Origin of the sequence: Frigidibacter albus (genome assembly GCF_009908165.1) — a bacterium.
Lineage (GTDB): Bacteria > Pseudomonadota > Alphaproteobacteria > Rhodobacterales > Rhodobacteraceae > Frigidibacter > Frigidibacter albus.
Genome location: NZ_JAAAUC010000006.1, coordinates 116,414 through 132,470, shown reverse-complemented (window position 1 = coordinate 132,470; position 16,057 = coordinate 116,414). Strand labels below are relative to the sequence as shown.

The following is a 16,057-nucleotide window of genomic DNA, read 5'->3' as shown; positions in this document are numbered from 1 at the left end:
GCGTCAGAATTAATGCGCCCACGGCAGCGCTCGCACAAGCGTTCCGCGCACCTCACTATGCATATGCAGCATTTTCGCAGAAATTGTGGCATGTCACACAGAGAATGCCGTTAACGCTTAGAAGTTTCATGCCCTGTCGGCCGGTTTCCGCTCAAGCGGCGTGCTTCGCGCGCAACTCTGCCGCTGAATCGGAAATCCCGCACCGCCGGCGCGCTGCGGTCCGCCCGACCGAACAATCCCCCGGCCTGCTCCCAGAACCCGCGCGAGTCGTAATGCTGCCAATGGCGGCGCGGGGTGGGGTCCAGAAGGATCAGCGTCACCACCTCGCCCCGTGCTGCGCATACTGCGGCCTCGGCCCGCAGGGGCCCCGCCTGCCAGATGCGCCCCGCCAGCACCCGGCCCGGTCGCGGCCCTGCGGGAAACGGTATGAAAGCGGGCCCCTCCGGAAGGGGCGGCAGCGGCGCCAGCGCCTCGGTCAGCCCCTGGGAGAATCCCTCGTCCAGGGTCCGGACCAGCCGCCCCACATCGCGCGGCTCGATCGCGCCTGCGATCATCAGGCGAAGCAGCTTGGCCCGCTCGCCGTGCCGCAGCCAGACGCAGGTCGCCGCGATTTCGGCCGTATCGGCCCCGTGCCGGCGCAGGGTGATTGCCGTGCTGGCGCCGATATCGTGCAGGCTGCGCGGCACCCGCCTTGCACTGCGCTGGCGGCTGCCGGCCTTGAAATGATGCACCTGCGCATCCGGCACCACCGCCACCAGCGCACCCTCCGCGGCCAACCGCAGGTTCAGCTCTGTCTCATCGAGATAGTAGCGCAGCCCCGGATCGAACCCGCCCAGCCGGCACAGCACGCTGCGGCGGTAGGCGCAGTTGGTGCCCTTGATCTCCACCGCCACCCCCGGCACCGCGCGGTGCAAGCTGACCGCATCCCCCGGCACCGCCATCGGCGCGGGCCGCGTCAGCCGGTCCACCGTGCCTGCCTGCCACTGATACGAAATCCCGTTGCGGCTGCGCACCCAGCCGCCTGCCGCGCTCACCCCGGGGTCGGCAAAGGGCGCCGTCAGCCGCCGCAGCCAGGTCGGTTCCGGCACCGCGTCATCATCGAGGAACGCCACCACCTCTCCCGCCGCCACCGCAATCCCGGCATTGCGCGCGGCAGAGATGTTGGGCTCATCGAACGCCACCAGCTTCAGCGGCAAGGCCAGCGCCCGCACTGCCGCAGCCGCCGCCGGATCCGCCACAACGATCAGCTCGAACCCGGTATGGTCCAGCTGGCCCACCGCCGTCAGGCAGCGCAGCAAGGTCTCTGTCCGGTGCCGCGAGACGATGACCAGACTGGCCCGCAGCAGCATTAGGCCATGCCCATCCCGGCCATCATCGCCTCCAGTCGCGGCACGTCCTCGGGGTTGTTCAGCTCCCAGAACTGTCGCCCGCGCGCCTCTACCTCGACGCACAGCACATTGCGCCCGTTCTCCAGGAACCGCAGCTGCTCCAGCCCCTCCAGCGCCTCCAGCGGGCCGATCTGCCAGCCCGGATAGGCCGCCAGCGCCGCCGGGCGATAGGCATAGACGCCGACATGGTGGAACACCGGCGTCATCTCATCGGGCGCATAATCCCGCCCGCAATAGGGAATCACTTCCTTGGAGAAGTAGAGCCCGCGCCCGCCCGCGCCGAACACCGCCGTGGTGCCGCCGACACGCCCGTTGCGGCGATCCTCCAACAGGCTGTCCCGCATCGCGCCCTCGCAGCGCAGCACCGGCGTTGCAATCTCGGCCCCCGGATCGGCGCTGAGGCCGGCCACCAGATCCTCGACGAACCATGCAGGCGTCAGCGGCGCATCGCCCTGCAGGTTGACCACGATGTCAAAGCCGCCGCCCAGAACCTCATGCGCCTCGGCGCAGCGCTCGGTGCCGTTGCGGCAGTCTTCCGAGGTCATCACCACCTCGGCCCCGAAGCCCATCGCGTGCTCGCGGATACGGTCATCGTCGGTCGCCACGACCACCCGGTCGGCACCGCGCACCGCCATTGCCGCCTCCCAGCTGCGGCGAATCAGCGTGCGCGCCACCCCGTCCGCCCCGGTCAGCGCCACCAGCGGCTTGCCCGGATAGCGGGTCGAGGCATAGCGGGCGGGGACTACGATCAGGACGCTCACTTACTTCACCAGCAGCACGCCGGGGGCGTAGGCGATGAAGAACGGGTTGGCAAAGCCCGGCTTGCCATAGGCCAGCGGCGCGTGGGTATCGAAGGCGATCACCTCGCCGCCCGCGCCGCGCAGCACGGCATCGCCGGCGGCCGTATCCCATTCCATCGTCCGCCCCAGCCGCGGATACAGGTCCGCCTCGCCGGTCGCCACCAGACAGAACTTCAGGCTCGACCCGGCCGAGGTCATGTCGCGCACCGCATATTGGCCGATGTAGTCATCGGTCGCCTGATCGCGGTGCGACTTCGACGCCACGACCATGAGGCCCCGGTTGTCGGGGGTGGACACCGTGATCGGGGCCTGCGTCCCCGGCGCGGTCTTGTCGAAGGCGCCATGCTCTTCCACCGCGCGGCCATCGGCCAGTGTGTAGAACAGCCGGCCCTTGGCGGGCGCATAGACCACCCCGCGCAGCGGCACGCCGTTTTCGACATAGGCGATGTTCACGGTGAAATCGCCGCGGCGCTGCACGAATTCCTTGGTGCCATCCAGCGGATCGACGATCAGGAAGGTGCTCACCTCCTGCCCGTGGCTCGCCGCCTGCTCCTCGGTCACCAGCGCCACATCCGGGAACGCTGCCCTGAGTCCGGCCGAGATCAGCGCATCCGCCGCCTCATCGGCCTCGGTGACGGGGCTGGCATCGGATTTGGTCTTCACCTCGAAATCGGGAGAGTTGTAGATCTCCATGATCCGGTCGCCGGCCTCGAGCGCCAGGCGCCGCATCACCGCGGTCAGGTCCGTGAAGTTCACCGCACTCTCTCCTTTTTCACCGCAGTCTCCTTGCCGTCGCAGGCATGGCCCGGCAGCAAAGCCGAATTCATGCTTTGTTGATAAAATCCTGCGCTCCACTTATGATGGGCGATGGAAGGAACGGCAAGGTTTCTTGGGCCAGATCCCGGTGGGGCGCGGCGCAGGCAAGGGCCATCAAGGCGCCGCCGCCGGCTTTCAGGGCAGATCGGGATCGTGCAGCAGATGTTCCACCGCGAGACGCAGAAGACCCCGCTGACGGCTGTGGTCTCGATGTTCGAGCTGATCTTTCACTCGACCGTGCGCAGCGTGCGTCAGGGCCACGGCAACGCGATCTACGGGCTGTTGATCAACATCCTCCAAAGCGCCTCGATGCTGTTGATCTTCTACTTCCTGATGACGTTGATCGGGATGCGCGGCGCCGCGATCCGGGGCGACTACTTCCTTTACATGATGACCGGCATCTCGGTGTTCATGGCCCATACCAAGACCATGGGGGCCGTTTCCGGCGCCGGCTCGGCCTTGTCGCAGATGCAGCAGCACGGCCCGATGACCACTGCCGTGTCCATCGCCTCGGCGGCGCTTGGCGCGCTCTACCTGCAGGTGCTGACCATGGCGCTGCTGCTTTACGGCTACCACGTCATGTTCACGCCGATCACCATTTATCAACCGGTCCCGGCGATGGGCATGGTGATCATGGCCTGGGCCTACGGTGTGGCGCTTGGCCTTGTGCTGCTGGGGATCCGGCCCTGGGCGCCGCAATTCGTGTCCATTGTGCAGTCGGTCTATACAAGGGCCAGCATGATCGCCTCGGGCAAGATGTTCGTCGCCAACAGCCTTTCCTACAGCATGCTGCAGTTCTTCGACTGGAACCCGCTCTTTCACATCATCGACCAGACCCGCGGCTTCGTGTTCATCAACTACAACCCGCACCACACCTCGGTGACCTACCCGATCTACGTGATGCTGGCGGTGGCGATGATCGGGATGATGGGCGAATTCTACACCCGCCGCCGCGTGTCGGCCAGCTGGTCGGCGCGCTAGGTCGCCACCCGCACCCGCGACCGTCAGGTTGCAACTCTCATCGTCAGGTTGATCCGCCCGGCCTTGGGCAACAGGGTCGAGGTGCCGAAGGCCACCCGGTCCACCCCGTGATAGGCCAGCCGCGCCGCACTGCCCATCACCATCACATCGCCGGACCGCAGCCAGACACTCTCGGTGCGCCCGCCGCGCTCCAGATTGCCGATGCGGAACAGAGCGTCATCCCCCAGGCTGATCGACACCACCGGCCAGCCGAAATCCGCCTCGTCCCGGTCCTGATGCATCCCCATCCTCGCGCCCTCGCCATAGAAGTTGATCAGGCAGCAATCCGGCAGCCGCGCCACCCCCGACACCGCCCGCCACACCGCCAGCACCCTGTCCGGGATCGGCGGCCATGGCGTGCCCTCGGGGTGCAGCGGTGCATAGCGATAGCCGCGCCGGTCCGACACCCAGCCAAGGCTGCCGGCCGATGTCATCCGCACGCTCATCGGCTTGCCATAGGGCGTCATCGGTGAAAACAGCGGCGCCGCGGCGATCACGCCGCGCAGATCCTCGACCAGCGCCGCCTGCTCGGCCGACCCCAGCCAGCCATCGTGCAGCGCAAATCCGCGAATGTCCCGGCTGGGAACCGCCACACCGGCCGGACGTTCCGCATCTTCGGCATTTTCCATGACTTTCTCCGCCTTGCCCAGCACTGCCGCCGCTTGCAGCGCCAAATGCCCCTCCCTATATACGGCCAGAAGCCGGAACCGGGTCCACTCCCGGCCGCACAAAAGACTGGGATCGGAGGGCAGGGGCCGCGCTCGGGCCTGCCGTCCATAACATCGCCACTGCATGAGGTATTTTACATGGCCAAAGTCATCGGGATCGACCTCGGGACCACGAACTCCTGCGTCGCCATCATGGACGGGTCGCAGCCGCGCGTCATCGAAAACTCCGAAGGGGCCCGCACCACGCCCTCCGTCGTCGGCTTTACCGACAGCGAACGTCTCGTCGGCCAGGCCGCCAAGCGCCAGGCCGTGACCAACCCCACCAACACCGTCTTCGCCGTCAAGCGCCTGATCGGCCGCCGCATCACCGATGCCGAGGTCGACAAGGACCGCAAGCTGGTGCCCTACAACATCGTTGACGGCGGCAATGGCGATGCCTGGGTCCAGGTGCGCGAAGACAAGTTCTCGCCCAGCCAGGTCTCGGCGATGATCCTGCAGAAGATGAAGGAAACCGCTGAATCCTACCTCGGCGAGACCGTCACTCAGGCTGTCATCACCGTCCCGGCCTATTTCAACGACGCCCAGCGTCAGGCCACCAAGGATGCCGGCAAGATCGCCGGGCTCGAAGTGCTGCGGATCATCAACGAACCCACCGCCGCCGCGCTCGCCTACGGTCTCGACAAGAAAGACGCCAAGACCATCGCGGTCTACGACCTCGGCGGCGGCACCTTCGACATCACCATCCTTGAGATCGACGATGGCCTGTTCGAAGTGAAATCGACCAACGGGGACACCTTCCTCGGCGGCGAAGATTTCGACATGCGCATCGTCAACTACCTCGCCGACGAGTTCAAAAAGGAACACGGCGTCGACCTGACCAAGGACAAGATGGCCCTTCAGCGCCTGAAGGAAGCCGCTGAAAAAGCCAAGATCGAACTGTCCTCCAGCCAGCAGACCGAGATCAACCAGCCCTTCATCAGCATGGACCGCAACTCGGGCCAGCCGCTGCACATGGTCGTGAAGCTGACCCGCTCCAAGCTGGAACAGCTGGTCATGGACCTGATCAAGGCCTCGCTGAAGCCTTGCGCCGCCGCGCTGAAAGATGCCGGCGTGTCCAAGGGTGACATCGACGAAGTGGTTCTGGTCGGCGGCATGACCCGGATGCCCAAGGTCGTGGAAGAAGTCACCGCCTTCTTCGGCAAGGAACCCCACAAGGGGGTCAACCCCGACGAAGTCGTGGCCCTCGGCGCCGCGATCCAGGCCGGCGTGCTGCAAGGCGACGTCAAGGACGTGGTCCTTCTGGATGTGACCCCGCTCTCGCTCGGCATCGAAACCCTCGGCGGCGTCTTCACCCGCCTGATCGACCGCAACACCACGATCCCGACCAAGAAGTCGCAGATATTCTCGACCGCCGAAGACAACCAGAACGCGGTCACGATCCGGGTCTTCCAGGGCGAGCGCGAGATGGCCGCGGACAACAAGATGCTGGGCCAGTTCAACCTCGAGGACATCCCGCCCGCCCCGCGCGGCATGCCGCAGATCGAGGTGACCTTCGACATCGACGCCAACGGCATCGTCTCTGTCTCGGCCCGCGACAAGGGCACCGGGAAGTCGCAGAACATCACCATTCAGGCCTCGGGCGGCCTGTCGGATGATGAGATCGACAAGATGGTCCGCGACGCCGAGGCGAATGCCGAAGGCGACAAGGCCCGCCGCGACATGGTCGAGGCCCGCAACCAGGGCGAAAGCCTGCTGCACTCGACCCGCAAGTCGCTGGACGAGCATGGCGACAAGGTCGATGCCTCCACCGTCGAGGCGATCGAACTGGCGATGGGCCCGCTCGAAGAGGCGCTGAAGACCGAGGACGCGGGCAAGATCCGCAGCGGTATCCAGAACCTGACCGAAGCCGCGATGAAGCTGGGCGAGGCGATCTACAAGGCCCAGGCCAGCGAAGGTGGCAAGGACGAGGATGAACCGCGCTCGGCGGATGACGATATCGTCGATGCCGATTTCGAGGATCTGGGCGAGAACAAGCGCCGCTAAGCGCGCTGGAACGGCCAAGGCCGGTCCGCCCCCGGGCGGGCCGGTCCTTCATGTTCCGACAAGGGGTGCAGCATGGCAAAGCGGGACTATTACGAGACATTGGGCATCGCGCGCGGCGCGGCCGCAGACGAGATCAAGAAGGCCTATCGGGCCAAGGCGAAGGAACTGCACCCCGACCGCAACCAGGACAACCCGGATGCCGAGGCACGGTTCAAGGAAATCAACGAGGCCTATGACGTCCTGAAGGACGAGAACCGCAAGGCCGCCTATGACCGCTACGGCCATGCCGCCTTCGAAGGTGGCGGCGGCCCCCGCGGCCCCGGGCCCGGCGGCGCCGGTCAGGGCGATTTCGCCTCGGCTTTCTCCGACGTGTTCGAGGATCTGTTCGGCGACTTCATGGGCGGCCGCGGTCCCGGCGGCCCCGGTGGCCGCCAGCGGGCGCAGCGCGGCTCCGACCTGCGCTACAACATGCGCATCTCGCTCGACGAGGCGTTCCGCGGCGCGCAGAAGACCATCACCGTCCCCACCTCGGTCGCCTGCACCGCCTGCTCGGGCACCGGAGCCGAGGGCGGCGCCGAGCCCACCGTCTGCCCCACCTGTTCGGGCATGGGCAAGGTCCGGGCGCAACAGGGCTTCTTCACGGTCGAGCGCACCTGCCCCACCTGCGGCGGGCTCGGCCAGACCATCAAGAACCCCTGCAAGGTCTGCCACGGCGCCGGCCGGGTGGAAAAGGAACGCTCGCTCTCGGTCAATATCCCGGCGGGCGTTGAAACCGGCACCCGCATCCGCCTTGCCGGCGAAGGCGAGGCCGGAATGCGCGGCGGCCCGGCCGGGGATCTCTACATCTTCCTCGAGGTGCGCGAGCATCCGCTGTTCCAACGCGACGGCGTCAACCTCTTCTGCCGCGTCCCCGTCGGCATGACCGCCGCCGCCCTTGGCGGCGAGGTCGAGGTGCCCACCATCGACGGCGGCCGCAGCCGGGTGAAGATCCCCGCGGGCAGCCAGACCGGCCGCCAGATGCGCCTGCGCGGCAAGGGCATGCCTGCCCTGCGCGGCGGCGGCACCGGCGACATGCTGATCGAGCTGGCGGTGGAAACCCCGGTGAACCTCACCAGCCGGCAAAAAGAGCTGCTGCGCGAGTTCGAGAAACTGTCCGAGGACAACAACCCGGAAAGCTCGTCCTTCTTCTCGAAGGTGAAGAGTTTTTGGGACGGAATGAAGGGCTGAGGCCTCCCACAGTTCAAGACATCAGGGCGCCCCACGGGGCGCCCTTTTTTGTGCCCGGAATCAAGGCGCCTTGGCGCCGCCGGGCAGCGCCCGTCCGCCCCCTCGGGCGGGCGCTCCTCACCCTCACGGCATAGAACGACGGTGGGAGATGCCGCACCATAAAGCGCCCAGAACTGCCGTTGCTCGCCCACCCGGCGGACGGGCGCTGCCCTTTGCTGTGCAAGCGTGGCTCCGCCTCCCCCCAAAATCGTATGTATGGTTTCCATATAACTTCCATATGCTTTCCATACCCCGAAAACCCCGCCTTTTCAGCGCCTTACCCCCGTTTTCCACGGGTCCGCGCGAAACCCGTTAACCTTTCCTTCACCACATCCCCGCACGCTGCCCACATGTGCCCGACTCGCGCCCTTCACGAAGCCCCCACCCTCTTCGATCTCGACGGGGACGAAGACACCGGCACCGCCCTGCCCGAAGGCCGCCTGCCTTCCTACATCCGCGACCACCGCAAGCGCCTCCGTACCCGGTTCATGGAGGGCGGGGCGGCGGCTATGCCGGATTACGAACTGCTGGAACTCGTCCTCTTCCGTGCCATCCCCCGGCAGGACGTCAAACCCCTCGCCCGCCGCCTGCTGGATTGCTTCGGCGACTTCAACCGCGTCATCACCGCCCCCGCCCATCGGCTGGCCGAGGTGCAGGGCGTGGGCGACGCCGTGGTGCAGGAGTTGAAGATCGTGGAGGCCGCGGCGCAGCGCATGGCACGCGCCAAGGTCTTGAACCGGCAGGTTCTTTCCTCATGGAACGCGCTTCTGGACTATTGCCACACCGCCATGGCCCACCGCGAGACCGAGCAGTTCCGCGTGCTCTATCTAGACCGCAAGAACGTACTGATCGCCGATGAGGAGCAGGCGAAGGGCACCGTCGACCACGTCCCCGTCTATCCTCGGGAAGTGGTCAAACGCGCGCTCGAACTCAACGCCAGCGCGCTGATCCTGGTGCATAACCACCCCTCGGGCGACCCAACGCCGTCCGATCAGGACATCACCGTCACCGGCCAGATCCAGGACGCGGCGCAGGTGATGGGCATCACCCTGCATGACCATCTGATCATCGGCAAAAGCCGCGAACTCAGCTTCCGCGCGCAGGGTCTGCTGTGAGGATCAGTCTGCCAGCGCCAGCCGCCGCGCCGCCAGCCCCGGCAGTGGCATCACCACATAGCCGCCCAGCTGGGCGCATCCCGGCAGCTCCAGCGTGATCGCCGTCAGCACCGCAGGCGCGCCCGCCTCGGCCCGAAAAACCTTCGCCTCCAAGGGCTTGCCGCAGCTCTGCGGCCCGATCTCGGTGGCAATCTCCAGCGCCACGGCGCCCCCAGCGGGCGCGGTATAGACCTGCGCCTGCATCGGCCGCGCCATCGTGGCATCCCCCAGCACCATCAACCGTCCCTCCGGCGCCCCGGCATGCACATGCCCTGGCGCGCCGAACGCGGCCCCGTTCTCATAGGCGTGCAGCTCCAGCGGCTCCGTCCCGCGCCACTCCACCCCGACCCGCACCAGCCCCGGCAAATCGGCCAGCCGCATCCGCCCCAGCAGCTCATCCCCCGCCTCGAACCGCAGGGCAATCGCGGCCTCCCCGGTCAGCGCGGGCACCGCCCCCTGCCAGCTCGCCTGGTCCGACAGCCGTACCGCAAAGCCAAGCCCCGCATGGAAAATCTCCAGCCGCTCGCCCTCGCGGCAGGGCGCCTCTACCGCCACACCGATCATCGCGCCCGGCAAGGGCGACAGCGTCAGCATCGCCGGCGCGCAACCCTGCGGCGCCCCCGACTCGGGCAGCACCGGCAACGGCTGGTCGGCCTTCCGCATTGCGACATCCGGAAGGGGCGGCAAGGCCGGCACAGCCAGATCGACGGGCACTGCCGCACTGTCCAGCGCCGCCGACAGCGCAACGATCCGCGTCGGCGCGACCAGCGGTGCGCCGTCCTGCAACATGTATCCGCTGCTGCCAGCAACCACCAAGGCCACCGCTGCCATCACCATCTGCGTCCGGGAAACCATCATCATCCGTCTCCACCTGCCAACCCCAAGCATCGTTAATGCTTGGGAAAAGCGGCGCGAGCGCGGCCATGTGGGGGCGTTTTCGGCGCGGGGCGGTCGCCACCCCTAGCGACCAGAAGCACAGGGGCCACAAGGGACAGGGCCGGAGGCATCCCTGCCCCCGGCCCTGTCCAATTCACGTCACAATTCGCGGCTGTCAGCCAAGCTTGCCGTGGCAATGCTTGAACTTCTCGCCCGACCCGCAGGGGCAAGGATCGTTGCGCGACGGGTTGCCCCAGGTCGAGGGGTCCGCCTCGTCAAACCCGGGCCGCGCCTCGGGCGCAGCCGGAGCGGCCAGCGGCGCTGGCGCCGCAGCCTCGACAGGGGCTTCCTCGGCAGCCGGCTTTTTCGGCGGGTTCTGCGCAAGATACTGCTTCATCAGCGTATCTTGCTCTTCTTGCGTCAGCGGCCGGATCTGCCCCAGCTTCTGCGTCACCTCGGCGCGCAGGCTTTCGAGCAGCGTCTCGAACAGCGTGAAGCCCTCGGTCTTGTATTCCGAAAGCGGGTCGCGCTGCGCATAGCCGCGGAAGCCCACGACAGACCGCAGATGCTCCAGCGTCACCAGATGCTCGCGCCATTTCGCGTCGATGGTCTGCAGCAGGATCTGCTTTTCGATATTGCGCATCGACTCGGGGCCGAACTTCGCGGCCTTGTCGGCCATGAAGGCATCGGTCTCGCGTTCCATCCGGGCACGGATCTCGTCCTGGTCCACGCCCTCTTCGGCGGCCCAGTCCGCCAGCGGCATCTCCAGCGCCAGCTTGTCGCGCGCGGCGGCGTCCAGCCCGGCGATGTCCCACTGCTCGGCATAGGACCGAGGCGGCATATGCTCGTGCACCAGATCATCGATCAGCTGGTGGCGCATGTCGCGCACGATGTCCGACAGGTCCTCGGCTTCCATGATCTCGCGGCGCTGCGCAAAGATCGCCTTGCGCTGGTCGTTCATCACGTCGTCGAACTTCAGCAACTGCTTGCGGATGTCGAAGTTGCGGCCCTCGACCTTGGCCTGCGCGCGTTCCAGCGACTTGTTCACCCAGGGGTGGACGATGGCCTCGCCTTCCTTCATCCCCAGCGAGGACAACACCTTCTCCAGACGCTCGGACCCGAAGATCCGCATCAGGTCGTCCTCGAGGCTGAGGAAGAACGCAGATCGCCCCGGATCGCCCTGCCGGCCCGAGCGGCCGCGCAGCTGGTTGTCGATCCGCCGGCTTTCATGCCGTTCCGAGGCCAGAACGAACAACCCGCCCGCCTCCAGCACCTTCTGCTTTTCCTCGGCATGTTCAGCCTCGATCCGGCTGCGAAGCTGGTCGGGATTGGCTTCGGGATCGGCGGCCAGCGCCTCCATCACCTTCATCTCGACATTGCCGCCCAGCTGGATGTCGGTGCCGCGGCCGGCCATGTTGGTGGCGATGGTCACCGCGCCGAACTTGCCCGCATCGGCGACGATCTTCGCTTCCTGCTCATGCTGGCGGGCGTTCAGCACGGAATGCGGCACGCCCTCCTTGGTCAGCATGGCGGCCAGCATTTCCGACTTCTCGATCGAGGTGGTGCCCACCAGGATCGGCTGTCCCTTGGCATGCGACTCGTGGATCGCCTTGACGATGGCCTCATACTTCTCACGGGCCGTGCGATAGACGGCGTCGTGTTCGTCGATCCGCTGGATCGGACGGTTGGTCGGGATCTCGACCACGCCCAGCTTGTAGATCTCCATGAACTCCTCGGCCTCGGTGGCCGCGGTGCCGGTCATGCCGGCCAGCTTGCCATAGAGGCGGAAGTAGTTCTGGAAGGTCACCGAGGCCAGCGTCACGTTCTCGGGCTGGATCTTGACGTCTTCCTTGGCCTCGATCGCCTGATGCAGCCCGTCCGACAGGCGGCGGCCGCGCATCATCCGGCCGGTGAATTCGTCGATCAGCATGACCTCGCCGTCGCGCACGATGTAATGCTGGTCCTTCAGGAACAGCTTGTGGGCGCGCAGGGCCTGGGTGACGTGGTGAACGATGCTGGTCGACTCGGGGTCATAGAGCGTCTGCGCCTCGGGCAGCACACCGGCGGCGTGCAGGCGCTGCTCCAGATACTCGTTGCCCTCTTCGGTGAAGGTGGCGTTGCGGGCCTTCTCGTCCAGCTTGTAATGCTCTTCGGTCAGCTCGGGGATGAAGGCGTTCAGCGTCTTGTAAAGGTCGGACCGGTCCTGCGACGGGCCCGAGATGATCAGCGGCGTGCGCGCCTCATCGACCAGGATGCTGTCCACCTCATCGACGATGGCGTAGAAATGGCCGCGCTGGCTCATCTCCTCGACCGAGGTTTTCATGTTGTCGCGCAGGTAGTCGAAGCCAAGCTCGTTGTTCGTGGCATAGGTGATATCGGCGCGGTAGGCGGCGCGCTTTTCGGCGTCGGGCTGGTAGGGATAGACCACGCCGGTGGTCATCCCGAGCGCGGAATAGACCTTGCTCATCCAGTCGGCATCGCGCTTGGCGAGGTAGTCGTTCACGGTGACGACATGCACGCCCTTGCCCGCAAGCGCGTTGAGGTAGACCGGCAGCGTCGCCATCAGCGTCTTGCCCTCGCCGGTCTTCATCTCGGCGATGTTGCCCCGGTGCAGGAAGATCCCCGCCACCAGCTGCACGTCGAAGGCGCGCAGGCCAAGCGCCCGCTTCGCCGCCTCTCGGCAGTTGGCGAAGGCCTCGGGCAGCAGCGCGTCAAGGCTCTCGCCCTTCGCCACCCGGTCCTTGAATTCTTCGGTCTTCTGCTTGATGCCCTCGTCGGACAGCTTCTGGAACTCGGGCTCCAGCGCATTGATCCGCTCGACAAGCGAGCGGGCGGATTTGACCTTGCGATCATTCGGCGTGCCGAAGACCTTCCGCGCGAGACTTCCGATGCCCAGCATGTTTTCTCCGCTTGGCTTCAACTGACAGGATCGTGTGAGACGCGACCCTTGCCCGCCCTTCGCGCCTTGCCTAGAAGGGCTGCGAACAATGGACGGAACGGCCCTCACAGGACCATAGGCGATGTAAGGGGCCGCCGTCAGAGTGTCAACGCCGCGCCGGTGCGCGGCCCTTCCGGGAGTTGCTGCGATGTCGATGAGCTTGAAATTCAAAGGCGCGGCCGTGGCCTGCCTGCTGTTGGCCTCGCCGCTGTCCGCGCAGGACGTGACCGCCGATACCGTTGTTGCCACCGTGAACGGCCAGGGCATCACCGTGGGCCACATGATCGCCATGCGTGAAAGCCTGCCGCAGGAATATCTCGCGCTGCCCGATGACCTGCTGTTCAACGGCGTGCTGGACCAGCTGATCCAGCAGACCGCGCTGGCGCAGCTGGGGGAAGACTCGATCAGCCGCCGCGATGAGCTGATCCTGGAAACCCAGCGGCTTGGCTACCTGGCCGGGATCGTGCTCGACGATACCGCCATCGCCTCGGTCACGGATGAGACGCTGCAGGCGGCCTATGACGCGAAATACGCAAATGCGGCGCCCAGCAAGGAATTCAACGCCTCGCATATCCTGGTCGAGACCGAGGAGGACGCGGCTGCGATCAAGGCCGAGATCGACGGCGGCATGGATTTCACCGAGGTCGCCAAGACCCGCTCCACCGGACCCTCGGGCCCCAATGGCGGCGAGCTTGGCTGGTTCGGGCTGGGGATGATGGTCGAGCCCTTTGAAACTGCGGTGATCGGCATGGAGGCGGGCGACGTATCCGGCCCGGTTCAAACGCAGTTCGGCTGGCACATCATCCGACTGAACGAGACCCGCATGGCCGATGCCCCGGCGCTGGACGCGGTCCGCGACGAGCTGGCCGCCGAGGTGCAGGAGCAGGCGGTGATGGACCGTGTCACCGCCGTGACCGAGCAGGCCGAGGTGGTTCGTTCGGACGAAGGGCTTGACCCGGCGATCCTGAAGGATACAGCGATCCTGGGCGAATAACGCAAGCGGGTTCAGGGAGACGCGGCGATGGCGAAGAAAGACAAGAAGGACGGCGACAAGAAAGACGGCCTGAAGCTGCGTAAGCTGAAGGCCAAGGTCGCCAAGCTGAAGTCCAAGCTCGTTGGGGATGACGCTGCCCCGGCTGGCAAGAAGCCTCTGGCCGTCTCTCCGCTGGCACCCAAGGGCGGCTTCCCGGCGCTGCCGGTGATCGGCGGCGTCGAATTCGCCGCCGCTGCTGCCGGGGTCCGCTATGCCGGCCGCACCGATGTGATGCTGGCCCGCCTTGCCCCCGGCACCGCCATTGCCGGCGCCTTCACCCGCTCCTCGACCCGCGCCGCCTGCGTGCTCGACTGCCAGGCCAAGCTGGCCTCTGGCGGCAACGCCGAGGCGGGCGCGGCGATCGTGGTCAACTCCGGCAACGCCAATGCCTTCACGGGCGCCGATGGGCAAAAGGCAGTCGACCGGGTGACCGGCGCCGTGGCGGAGGCGCTTGGCCTTCCCGCCGCCCGTGTCTTCTCCTCCTCCACCGGGGTGATCGGCGAGCCGCTTCCCTGGGAGCGTATCGCGGCCAAGGTCGAGGAACTGAAGGGCGCGCTGGATGACGAGGGCATCGAGGATGCCGCCCGCGCGATCATGACCACCGACACCTTCCCCAAGGGCGCCAGCGCGGAAGTTGAAGGCGACGGCGGGCCGATCCGCATTGCCGGCTTCGCCAAGGGCTCGGGCATGGTTGCGCCCGACATGGCGACGATGCTGGTCTACATCTTCACAGACGCCAAGATCTCGGCAAAGAACCTGCAGAAGATCCTGTCCCGCAACATGGACAGCACCTTCAACGCCATCACCGTGGACAGCGACACCTCTACCTCGGATGCGCTGATTCTGGCAGCCACGGGTGCCTCGCCCGCCGCCGAAATCTCCGACCTGCGCTCGCGCGTGGCGAAAGAGTTCGAGGCGGCGCTGCGCAGCGTGATGCTGGATCTGGCGCAGCAGGTCGTGCGCGACGGCGAGGGGGCAACCAAGTTCGTCGAGGTGCAGGTGACCGGCGCAGAGACGGCAGACGATGCCAAGCGCGTCGCCTTCGCCATCGCCAACTCGCCGCTGGTCAAGACCGCCATCGCCGGGCAGGACGCGAACTGGGGCCGTGTGGTGATGGCCGTCGGCAAGTCCGGCGCCAAGGCCGACCGGGACCTGCTGGCGATCCGCTTTGGCGACATTCTGGTGGCCGACAAGGGATGGCGGGTGCCCGATTATTCCGAGGCGATGACCTCCGCCTACATGAAAGGCGATGAGCTGGTGATCGGCGTCGACCTGGGCCTCGGCAAGGCGGCCTACACCGCCTGGACCTGCGATCTGACCCACGGATATATCGACATAAATGCCGACTATCGCTCCTGACGCGGCCGTGAAGGTCGTTCTGGTCTCTGCCGTCGCGCTGATCGATGCCGACGGCAGGGTGCTTTTGGCGCAGCGCCCCCAGGGCAAGTCGATGGCCGGCCTCTGGGAGTTTCCCGGCGGCAAGGTCGAGCCCGGCGAGACGCCGGAGGCCGCGCTGATCCGCGAGCTGCACGAGGAACTTGGGATCGACACCTGGGCCTCGTGCCTGGCGCCGCTGACCTTTGCCAGCCACGCCTATGACAGCTTCCACCTGCTGATGCCGCTCTTCGCCTGCCGCAAGTGGCAGGGCATCGTGGCGCCTCAGGAAGGGCAGAAACTGGCTTGGGTGCGCCCGGTGGATCTGCGCAGCTACCCGATGCCGCCCGCCGATATCCCGTTGATCCCGATCCTGCGCGACTGGCTCTAGGCACCGCTACGACAGATCTGCGGCGCGGCGACGCGCCCCCCGGATGCCGCACTGCAGAAATTCATTTCAAATTTGTTACCGATCGCGCAATAAAAGTACTTGCGAGATGCTTCATAAATATGTCAAAACTGCAGCATGGGGATGCAAGGTCGGGGCAAGATTTATGCATCGTGGAAACTGCGGGAAGTGGGAGAGTTTGCGATGCTGAGAACGATCACAGTCGGGAGCTGCGTTTCGGTGCAAGGCACGTTCGAACGCCAGCTGGAGAATGGCAAGATTCAAGTGCGTGT

The 16,057-nt window shown here is 66.2% G+C and carries 13 protein-coding genes; 7 read left to right on the top strand and 6 right to left on the bottom strand.

Annotated features, from left to right (window positions below; all coding sequences use genetic code 11):
• Window positions 1-110: 110 nt before the first annotated feature.
• The 3 genes from GVY41_RS10955 to cysQ are packed head-to-tail and all read right to left on the bottom strand — an operon-like array spanning window position 111 to window position 2,944.
• Complete coding sequence (locus tag GVY41_RS10955; protein ID WP_161346355.1) at window positions 111-1,349, bottom strand: glycosyltransferase; 1,239 nt, start codon at window positions 1,347-1,349, stop codon at window positions 111-113.
• Window positions 1,349-2,149: a 3-deoxy-manno-octulosonate cytidylyltransferase gene (locus GVY41_RS10950; RefSeq protein WP_161346353.1), complete on the bottom strand. Its 801-nt coding sequence runs from the start codon at window positions 2,147-2,149 to the stop codon at window positions 1,349-1,351. Before GVY41_RS10950 ends, GVY41_RS10955 begins: the two co-directional genes overlap by 1 nt.
• Window positions 2,150-2,944 (bottom strand): 3'(2'),5'-bisphosphate nucleotidase CysQ, encoded by a 795-nt coding sequence (gene cysQ / locus GVY41_RS10945; RefSeq protein ID WP_161656897.1) that lies wholly within the window; start codon window positions 2,942-2,944, stop codon window positions 2,150-2,152.
• Between the two features lie 222 nt (window positions 2,945-3,166).
• Here cysQ and GVY41_RS10940 point away from each other — a divergent pair, with 222 nt between their 5' ends.
• Window positions 3,167-3,985, top strand: coding sequence for an ABC transporter permease (locus tag GVY41_RS10940; protein ID WP_161346623.1), 819 nt, complete (start codon window positions 3,167-3,169; stop codon window positions 3,983-3,985).
• A 23-nt stretch (window positions 3,986-4,008) separates the two neighbouring features.
• On the opposite strand, the gene GVY41_RS10935 is transcribed toward GVY41_RS10940, so the two are convergent.
• Window positions 4,009-4,653, bottom strand: coding sequence for an alpha-ketoglutarate-dependent dioxygenase AlkB family protein (locus tag GVY41_RS10935; protein WP_161346351.1), 645 nt, complete (start codon window positions 4,651-4,653; stop codon window positions 4,009-4,011).
• A gap of 177 nt (window positions 4,654-4,830) precedes the next feature.
• Between GVY41_RS10935 and dnaK the strand changes: the two genes are divergently transcribed.
• The 3 genes from dnaK to radC all read left to right on the top strand — a co-directional run bounded on the left by dnaK (window position 4,831) and on the right by radC (window position 9,116).
• Window positions 4,831-6,735 (top strand): molecular chaperone DnaK, encoded by a 1,905-nt coding sequence (gene dnaK / locus GVY41_RS10930; protein WP_161346349.1) that lies wholly within the window; start codon window positions 4,831-4,833, stop codon window positions 6,733-6,735.
• A 72-nt stretch (window positions 6,736-6,807) separates the two neighbouring features.
• Window positions 6,808-7,962: a molecular chaperone DnaJ gene (gene dnaJ / locus GVY41_RS10925; RefSeq protein WP_161346347.1), complete on the top strand. Its 1,155-nt coding sequence runs from the start codon at window positions 6,808-6,810 to the stop codon at window positions 7,960-7,962.
• Between the two features lie 389 nt (window positions 7,963-8,351).
• On the top strand, window positions 8,352-9,116 hold the full coding sequence (gene radC / locus GVY41_RS10920) for a RadC family protein (RefSeq protein ID WP_161346346.1): 765 nt from the start codon (window positions 8,352-8,354) through the stop codon (window positions 9,114-9,116).
• Window positions 9,117-9,119: 3 nt separating this feature from the next.
• Here radC and GVY41_RS10915 read toward each other — a convergent pair whose 3' ends face one another.
• The gene (locus GVY41_RS10915; protein ID WP_161346344.1) at window positions 9,120-10,016 is read right to left on the bottom strand and encodes a hypothetical protein; all 897 of its coding nucleotides are present in this window, start codon (window positions 10,014-10,016) and stop codon (window positions 9,120-9,122) included.
• A 190-nt stretch (window positions 10,017-10,206) separates the two neighbouring features.
• Entirely contained in the window at window positions 10,207-12,930 is a 2,724-nt protein-coding gene (gene secA / locus GVY41_RS10910) for a preprotein translocase subunit SecA (RefSeq protein WP_161346342.1), read from the bottom strand.
• Between the two features lie 187 nt (window positions 12,931-13,117).
• On the opposite strand from secA, the gene GVY41_RS10905 reads away from it, so the two are divergent.
• Genes GVY41_RS10905 through GVY41_RS10895 form a run of 3 tightly spaced genes read left to right on the top strand, consistent with a single transcriptional unit; the run spans window position 13,118 to window position 15,767 of the window.
• On the top strand, window positions 13,118-13,963 hold the full coding sequence (locus GVY41_RS10905) for a peptidylprolyl isomerase (RefSeq protein WP_161346340.1): 846 nt from the start codon (window positions 13,118-13,120) through the stop codon (window positions 13,961-13,963).
• A gap of 27 nt (window positions 13,964-13,990) precedes the next feature.
• A complete protein-coding gene (gene argJ, locus GVY41_RS10900) occupies window positions 13,991-15,361 on the top strand; it encodes a bifunctional glutamate N-acetyltransferase/amino-acid acetyltransferase ArgJ (RefSeq protein WP_161346338.1) in 1,371 nt (456 codons plus the stop codon).
• A 7-nt stretch (window positions 15,362-15,368) separates the two neighbouring features.
• Entirely contained in the window at window positions 15,369-15,767 is a 399-nt protein-coding gene (locus GVY41_RS10895) for a (deoxy)nucleoside triphosphate pyrophosphohydrolase (RefSeq protein WP_161346621.1), read from the top strand.
• The last annotated feature ends 290 nt before the right edge of the window (window positions 15,768-16,057 follow it).

Coding starts and splice junctions, on each gene's coding strand:
- GVY41_RS10940 (WP_161346623.1), top strand. CDS start 3,167: ATGTTCCACCGCGAGACGCAGAAGACCCCGCTGACGGCTGTGGTCTCG.
- radC (WP_161346346.1), top strand. CDS start 8,352: ATGTGCCCGACTCGCGCCCTTCACGAAGCCCCCACCCTCTTCGATCTC.
- dnaJ (WP_161346347.1), top strand. CDS start 6,808: ATGGCAAAGCGGGACTATTACGAGACATTGGGCATCGCGCGCGGCGCG.
- argJ (WP_161346338.1), top strand. CDS start 13,991: ATGGCGAAGAAAGACAAGAAGGACGGCGACAAGAAAGACGGCCTGAAG.
- GVY41_RS10915 (WP_161346344.1), bottom strand. CDS start 10,016: ATGATGATGGTTTCCCGGACGCAGATGGTGATGGCAGCGGTGGCCTTG.
- GVY41_RS10955 (WP_161346355.1), bottom strand. CDS start 1,349: ATGCTGCTGCGGGCCAGTCTGGTCATCGTCTCGCGGCACCGGACAGAG.
- dnaK (WP_161346349.1), top strand. CDS start 4,831: ATGGCCAAAGTCATCGGGATCGACCTCGGGACCACGAACTCCTGCGTC.
- secA (WP_161346342.1), bottom strand. CDS start 12,930: ATGCTGGGCATCGGAAGTCTCGCGCGGAAGGTCTTCGGCACGCCGAAT.
- GVY41_RS10935 (WP_161346351.1), bottom strand. CDS start 4,653: ATGGAAAATGCCGAAGATGCGGAACGTCCGGCCGGTGTGGCGGTTCCC.
- GVY41_RS10905 (WP_161346340.1), top strand. CDS start 13,118: ATGTCGATGAGCTTGAAATTCAAAGGCGCGGCCGTGGCCTGCCTGCTG.